Source organism: Thioclava sp. UBA3469 (genome assembly GCF_002378135.1).
GTDB lineage: Bacteria > Pseudomonadota > Alphaproteobacteria > Rhodobacterales > Rhodobacteraceae > Thioclava > Thioclava sediminum.
Genome location: NZ_DFRG01000233.1, coordinates 1 through 7,262 on the forward strand (window position 1 = coordinate 1; position 7,262 = coordinate 7,262).

7 protein-coding genes and 1 pseudogene are annotated in these 7,262 nt (G+C 64.2%); all 8 read left to right on the plus strand.

The window, feature by feature from the left end; all coding sequences use genetic code 11:
• Window positions 1–1,074 (plus strand): family 1 glycosylhydrolase (locus B3D39_RS16785; RefSeq protein WP_286789907.1); only part of this gene is annotated, 1,074 nt, incomplete at its 5' end.
• Complete coding sequence (locus B3D39_RS16790; RefSeq protein WP_274963183.1) at window positions 1,071–2,027, plus strand: ROK family protein; 957 nt, start codon at window positions 1,071–1,073, stop codon at window positions 2,025–2,027. The genes B3D39_RS16785 and B3D39_RS16790, both read left to right, overlap by 4 nt.
• Before the next feature lie 113 nt (window positions 2,028–2,140).
• Window positions 2,141–2,431 (plus strand): STAS domain-containing protein, encoded by a 291-nt coding sequence (locus B3D39_RS16795; RefSeq protein WP_274963184.1) that lies wholly within the window; start codon window positions 2,141–2,143, stop codon window positions 2,429–2,431.
• Entirely contained in the window at window positions 2,422–2,787 is a 366-nt protein-coding gene (locus tag B3D39_RS16800) for a response regulator (protein ID WP_078520611.1), read from the plus strand. The genes B3D39_RS16795 and B3D39_RS16800 overlap by 10 nt, the downstream gene beginning before the upstream one ends.
• 10 nt (window positions 2,788–2,797) lie before the next feature.
• Window positions 2,798–3,793 carry an Hpt domain-containing protein gene (locus tag B3D39_RS16805; RefSeq protein WP_274963185.1) on the plus strand — a complete coding sequence of 332 codons (996 nt, stop codon included), beginning with the start codon at window positions 2,798–2,800 and terminating at the stop codon, window positions 3,791–3,793.
• 105 nt (window positions 3,794–3,898) lie between these two features.
• Complete coding sequence (gene istA, locus B3D39_RS16810) at window positions 3,899–5,395, plus strand: IS21 family transposase (RefSeq protein ID WP_420604819.1); 1,497 nt, start codon at window positions 3,899–3,901, stop codon at window positions 5,393–5,395.
• The gene (istB, locus tag B3D39_RS16815) at window positions 5,392–6,153 is read left to right on the plus strand and encodes an IS21-like element helper ATPase IstB (RefSeq protein WP_078572607.1); all 762 of its coding nucleotides are present in this window, start codon (window positions 5,392–5,394) and stop codon (window positions 6,151–6,153) included. The genes istA and istB overlap by 4 nt, the downstream gene beginning before the upstream one ends.
• A gap of 165 nt (window positions 6,154–6,318) precedes the next feature.
• Window positions 6,319–7,262: pseudogene (locus B3D39_RS16820) on the plus strand (chemotaxis protein CheA); the annotation flags it as partial.

Genomic DNA, 7,262 nt, shown 5'->3' on the forward strand with positions numbered 1-7,262 from the left:
GTGATGCCGGAGGGGCGTGGCCCGGTAAACCGCGAGGGTCTGGATTTCTACGACCGGCTGGTCGATGGAATGCTGGAGCGCGGGCTGAAACCCGCGCTCACGCTCTATCACTGGGAACTGCCCGCCGCGCTCGCCGACAAGGGCGGTTGGCGCAATCGCGACATCGCTTCCTGGTTCGCCGATTTCACGCAAGTGATCGCGGATCGGCTCGGCGACCGTATCTGGTCCGCCGCCCCCATCAACGAGCCGTGGTGCGTCGGTTGGCTCAGCCATTTCCTCGGCCATCACGCGCCGGGCCTGCGCGACATCCGCGCCACGGCCCACGCGATGCATCACGTGCTGCTCGCCCATGGCAAGTCGATCCGAGTGATGCGCGCGCATGGGATGAAAAACCTCGGCGCGGTGTGCAATCTCGAATACCCGATCCCCGCCGATGAGACGCCGGAGGCCGCGGCGGCCGCCAATCTCTATGACGCCTATTACAACCGTTTCTTCGTAGAGGGCATCTTCAAGGGCCGCTATCCGGATGAGGTGATGGAGGCCTTCGCGCCGCACATGCCGCACAATTGGGAAGACGATTTCGCTCTGATCGGCGAGAAGCTCGATTGGCTCGGCCTCAATTACTACACCTGCAAGCGCATCGCGCCCACCGAGGGGCCGTGGCCTGCGCATCACGAAGTCGACGGCCCGCTGCCCAAGACCGCGATGGGATGGGAGATCTATCCCGAGGGGCTCTATCAGTTCCTGACCCGCCTCGCGCGCGACTATACCGGCGATCTGCCGCTCTACGTGACCGAAAACGGCATGGCCGCGCCCGATGTGGTCGAAGACGGCAAGGTCGAGGACCCGCACCGCATCGCCTATTACCGAGACCACCTCGCCGCCGTGCAGCGTGCGATAGCCGAGGGTGTTCCGGTGAAGGGCTATATCGGCTGGTCGCTGATGGACAATTACGAATGGGCTCTGGGATACGAGAAGCGCTTCGGGCTCGTCCATGTGGACTTCGACAGCTTGCAGCGCACCCCGAAAGCGTCCTATCTGGCATGGAAAGACGCATTGGGGAGCCGCGGATGAGCGATCAAATCACCCTACTGGCCGATATCGGCGGCACAAATACACGCGTGGCGATGGCCCGCGACGGCAAGCTGATCCACTCCACGATCCGCCGCTTCTCGAACAAGGGGCGCGGGGCGCTGGAGGACATCCTCGAGGAGTATATCCGCGACGAGGATTGCGGCGAGATCGCGGGTGCCTGCGTGGCCGCCGCCGGTCCGGTGCGCGACGACGTGGCCGAAATGACCAATCTCGCCTGGGTGATCCGCGCCGATAACATCGCGCGGCTGACCGGGACGGACCATGTCTTCGTGCTCAACGATCTGCAGGCGCAGGGCCATGCGCTGGGAAGCCTCGCCGAGGATGCCGTGCACCCGATCCTGCCGGGTCTGCCTGCGAAGGAAGGCTCTGCGCGGCTGGTGGTTGGGATCGGCACCGGGTTCAACGCAGCTCCCGTGCATGAGGGCCCCGGCGGGCGCGTCGTGCCGCCCTCCGAGGCCGGGCACACCACCTTGCCGATCGAGACCGAGGAGGATTTCGCGCTCAAGACCTATCTCGATGCGAAACACGATTTCGCCAGTGTCGAGCATGTCGTGTCGGGGCGCGGTCTGGAACGGCTCTACGCCTATCTCAGGGGCGAGGACGACGCGACCACCTCGGGTCAGGAAATCCTCCAAGCGATCACCCGTGGCGAAGAGACGGCCGTCGCGGCAGGCCAGCTTTTCGTGCAGATGCTGGGCCGGGTCGTGGGCGATCTGGCGCTGACCCACCTGCCCTTCGGCGGCATCTACCTGATCGGCGGGGCTGCGCGCGGCGTCGTCCCGTGGCTCGACGAGTTCGGCTTCGCCGAGGCGATGCAGGCCAAGGGGCGCTTCTCGGAATTCCTGCGCGCCTTCCCGGTCAGCGTGGTCGAGGACGACTACGCAGCACTTCAGGGCTGCGCCTCCTATCTTTCTTCGCGCATGGTGCGATAGGCGCGTTTCCGTCAAGGCTATTTTAACGGCTTGGTCTTAGACCTCTTTCACGGATGTGTTTGAAAGAGGTTGCCGATGCGTACGCTCTGCCTTCGTGACTTTGTGGTGGCGCCATGACCGCGCTTGCCCTGCCCGACCGGATCGACCTTGCGACCGTGCGCCCCCTGCAAGCGTCGCTGCAATGTGTGGCGACGGAAGATGTTGCCCTCGATGCCTCCAGCGTGACCCATTTCGGCGCGCTGGGGCTGCAACTGCTGCTTTCTGCGGCGAAGACTGCCCGCATCGCGGGTCATCGCCTCGAGATCGCCGAGAGTTCCGAGGCGTTCGACAGCGCCCTGACCCGGTTCGGCCTCTCTCGTGAGGATCTCCAGCACCTGCCGGATGCGGAGGCCCCATGTCACTGAAAGTTCTCGCGGTCGATGACAGTCGCACCATTCGCGACATGCTCAAGCTCACCCTCGAACACGCCGGGATGGAGCTTTACCTCGCCGAAGACGGCGTGCACGGGCTGGAAGTGCTCGACGGGCTGGAGCCTGACGCGATCATCTCCGACATCAACATGCCGCGCCTCGACGGGTTCGGCTTCATCGAGGCCGTGCGCGGGCAGGACCGCCACCGCGCGACCCCGATCCTCGTCCTCACCACCGAATCCGCGGCAGAGCTGAAAGCCCGCGCCCGCGCCGCCGGGGCGACCGGCTGGATCGTGAAGCCCTTCGACCCAACCAAACTGGTCAAGGCGCTCAACATGGTTGCCGGATAAGGAGCGCGACATGTCCGACCCGATGGCAGAAATCAAAGCATCCTTCTTCATCGAATGTGAAGAGCTGCTCGAAAGCCTGCAAGACGCGCTCTCCGATCTCGACGAGGGCGCTGACGATGGGGAGACGATCAATGTCGTCTTCCGGGCGGTCCATTCGATCAAGGGCGGCGCAGGCGCGTTCGGGCTCGATGCGCTTGTCGCTTTTGCGCATCGGTTCGAAACCGTTTTGGACGAGCTACGCGCCGGGAGGCTCGACCTGACACCTGAGGCGGTGAAACTCTTTTTTCAGGCGGCCGATCTGCTTGCAGACGAAATCCACGCCGCGCGCGAAGGGGCTTCCGAACCCGAGGACGCCGAGGAATGCCTTCAGGCACTTGAGGCGCTTTTGGGGGATCGCGGAGCTGCACATACGGCTGATGCGGAAGACGAGACCGAGGCCGCGGACTTTCAGCCGATGGGCCTCGCGCTCGACCTCGACTTCGATTTAACGCCAGAGGATGCGTCCCCGACCGGCTTCACCTTGCAGTTCCGCCCGGACGGCGCGCTCTATGCCTCGGGCAACGAGCCGCTGCAGCTCCTCCGCGCCCTCGCCGAGATTGCGGAGGTCTCGATCATGACCGACGCATCGGCGGTCCCGCCACTCGATGCGCTCGACCCTGAGGAGAACCATCTGAGCTGGACCGTCCAGATCACGGGGGATTTAACGGAAGACGAAATCCGGGAAGTGTTCGAATTCGTCGAAGACGTCTGCCAGATCGAAATTTCATCGATGCCAAAGTCATCTGAAACGCCCCTCCCGGAGCTGCCCGAAATAGATGGCGAACCGTCCGTCGACACTGACGAAGATGAGAAATTTGAACCCGAGGCGGAAGTGAATGGCCCCGTTAGCGTCAATCCCGCGCCGCCTCCAACCGATGACATAGCAAAGATCGCAACCGAAGCTCCCGCGCTCACGCCTGACCCGGGTCCGGCCGAGCAACAGGCAGAGGCCGCGAAGCCCTCCTGAGAACGGCGGCGCAATAGTCGGCCACGGTAGCGGCGGGATGATCCGGCTGCGGGCGGCGTAAAAGTCGGCCACTTTTGCCCTTTCTGGCGACGGGAGGGCGGGAGGATTTTCACCGTGGACTTGTATCGCAAGGTTCGACTTGCCTGCGCCGAGGGGATGAGCCAGCGCGAGGCGGCGCGTCACTTCGGGATTTCACGCGACAGCGTGCAGAAGATGTTGGCGTATTCGGTTCCGCCGGGCTACCGGCGCAAGGCGCCGATCAAGCGCCCGAAGCTGGATGGTTTCACCGAGATCATCAACGCCTGGCTGGAAGAGGACCGCGGCGTCCCGCGCAAACAGCGGCACACCGCCAAGCGGGTGTTCGAGCGGCTCCGGGACGAACACGGCTTCACCGGCGGCTACACGATCGTGAAGGATTACATTCGTGAGGATGACCGGCGCGGTCGCGAGATGTTCGTGCCGCTGGCCCATGCGCCCGGGCATGCCCAGGCCGACTTTGGCGAAGCGATGGTCATCATTGATGGTGTCGAGCAGAAGGCGCATTTCTTCGCCTTCGACCTGCCACATAGCGATGCCTGCTATATCCGGGCCTATCCGGCTGCGACCTCCGAGGCCTGGGTCGACGGGCATGTTCACGCCTTCGGCTTCTTCGGTCGGGTGCCGGTGTCGGTGCTCTACGACAACGACAGGTGCCTGGTGGCACAGATCCTGCCGGATGGCACCCGCAAGCGGGCCAGGCTGTTCAGCGGGTTCCTGTCACATTACCTGCTCCGTGACCGCTATGGCCGCCCCGGCAAGGGCAATGACAAAGGCAGCGTCGAGGGGCTGGTGGGCTATGCCCGGCGCAACTTCATGGTGCCGGTGCCGCGCTTCCCCTCCTGGGAGGCCTTCAACGCCTCGCTGGAAGAACAATGCCGCAAGCGTCAGGGCGATGTTCTGCGCGGCCATACCGAGACGATCGGCACGCGCCTTGACCGGGATCTCGAGGTGATGTCGGCGCTGCCGCCAGCCTCTTTCGATGCCTGCGATCAGGCGAGCGGGCGGGTCACCTCGCAGGCGCTGGTGCGTTACAAGACCAACGACTATTCCGTGCCGGTCGCCTACGGCCACCGCGATGTCTGGCTGCGCGGCTATGTCGACGAGGTGGCGATCGGCTGCGGCGGCGATCTGATCGCGCGCCATCCGCGCAGCTATGAGCGCGAGGATGTCGTCTTCGACCCGCTCCACTACCTTCCGCTGATCGAGAAGAAGATCAATGCCCTGGACCAGGCCGCGCCGCTGACAGGCTGGGAGCTGCCGCCCGAGTTCGCGACCCTGCGCCGCCTGATGGAAGCACGCATGCTCAAGGCGGGGCGGCGTGAGTTCGTCCAGGTCCTGCGGCTGCTGGAGGCCTTCGAGCTCGACGATGTGCAAGCCGCCGTGAAGACGGCCCTGCGCATGGGAGCCATCGGCTTCGACGCCGTCAAGCATCTCGTGCTGTGTCAGGTCGAGAAGCGACCGCCGAAGCTCGACCTCGACGTCTATCCCTACCTGCCGCGGGCCGAGGTCGGAAAGACCTCGGCGGCCAGCTACATGTGCCTGATCTCGGAGGAGGCCCGATGACCGACGCGCCCGACCTCCTGCTCGCCCATCATCTGAAGACGCTCAAGCTGCCGACCTTCCTGAGGGAATACGACAAGCTCGCGCGCCAGTGCGCCGCGGAGGGGCAGGACCACGTTCGCTTCCTGGCGCGCCTGGTGGAACTCGAACTGATCGACCGCGAACGACGGATGGTCGAGCGCCGCATCAAGGCGGCGAAGTTCCCGGCGACCAAAAGCCTCGACAGCTTCGACTTCAAGGCGATCCCCAAGCTCAACAAGATGCAGGTGCTGGAACTCGCCCGCGGGGAATGGATCGAGCGGCGCGAGAATGTCATTGCCCTCGGCCCGAGCGGCACCGGCAAGACCCATGTCGCCTTGGGCCTTGGACTGGCCGCCTGCCAGAAGGGCCTTTCCGTCGGCTTCACCACCGCCGCCGCATTGGTCCACGAGCTGATGGAGGCCCGCGACGAGCGCCGCTTGCTACGCCTGCAAAAACAGATGGTCGGATACAAGCTCCTGATCATCGACGAGCTGGGCTTCGTGCCTCTGAGCAAGACCGGCGCCGAGCTGCTCTTCGAACTGATCTCGCAGCGCTACGAGCGGGGCGCCACCATGATCACCAGCAATCTGCCCTTCGACGAATGGACCGAAACCTTCGGCTCCGAGCGCCTGACCGGCGCTCTGCTCGACCGGCTCACCCACCATGTCCACATCCTCGAGATGAACGGCGACAGCTATCGGCTTGCCCAAAGCCGCGCCCGAAACAGCGCCAACACCTGATCACATCGTTCAGGTTTGGCCCGCTGGGCCAAAGCGCCCCGGCAGCCGCCAGCTATCTGAAAAGCGCAGCTGCCGGGGCGCGAAGCGTTCCCTCCGCTTCAATCCCATGCCCTCTCTGGTGGCAGACTTTTGCTCCGCCCCGTGGCCGGTTTTTGCTCCGCCGTTGACACCTCCGCCGCTCAGCCTGCGGCAGCCAACACCGCTCCCGCTACAGAGCCCGGCGCCACCGTGCGCGTCGATATCGAGCGCATCGACCGCTTGGTGAACCTCGTCGGCGAGTTGGTGATCAACCAAGCCATGCTTGCCCAATCCGTCGCCGAAGCCGGTCTGCCGCCAAACTCCGCCGTGAATACCGGGCTCGAAGCCTTCATGATGCTGACCCGAGACATTCAGGACAGCGTGATGATGATCCGTGCTCAGCCGGTCAAACCGCTGTTCCAGCGAATGGCCCGGATCGTGCGCGAAGCCTCGTCGGCGATCGGCAAGGATGTCCGTCTCAAAACCGAAGGTGAAACCACCGAGGTCGACAAGACCGTCATCGAGCGCCTCGCCGATCCGCTCACCCATATGATCCGCAACGCCGTCGATCATGGCCTCGAATCCCCCGACATGCGCGAGGCTATCGGCAAACCGCGCGAAGGCATCGTCACCCTCTCAGCCCACCACCGATCCGGCCGTGTCGTGATCGAAGTCAGCGATGACGGTGGTGGCATCGACCGCAAGAAGGTCTTCGAAAAAGCCATCGAAAAGGGGCTTGTCACCCCGGATGCCCAGCTTTCCGACAACGAAATCGACAACCTTCTCTTCCTGCCCGGTTTCTCCACTGCGGACCAGGTCTCCGCACTCTCGGGCCGCGGCGTCGGCATGGATGTCGTGAAAAGCTCGATCCAGTCCCTCGGCGGTCGAATTTCAATCACCTCTGAACCTGGCAAAGGCAGCTGCTTCTCGATCTCCCTGCCACTGACCCTAGCCGTGCTCGACGGCATGGTCGTCAATGTCGCGGGCGAAACCCTCGTGGTCCCGCTTTCCTCGATCCTCGAAACCGCGACGCTCACAAGCGAAGACATCCGCGCGCTCGGCCCGTCGACGAACGTCATCCATCTGCGGGG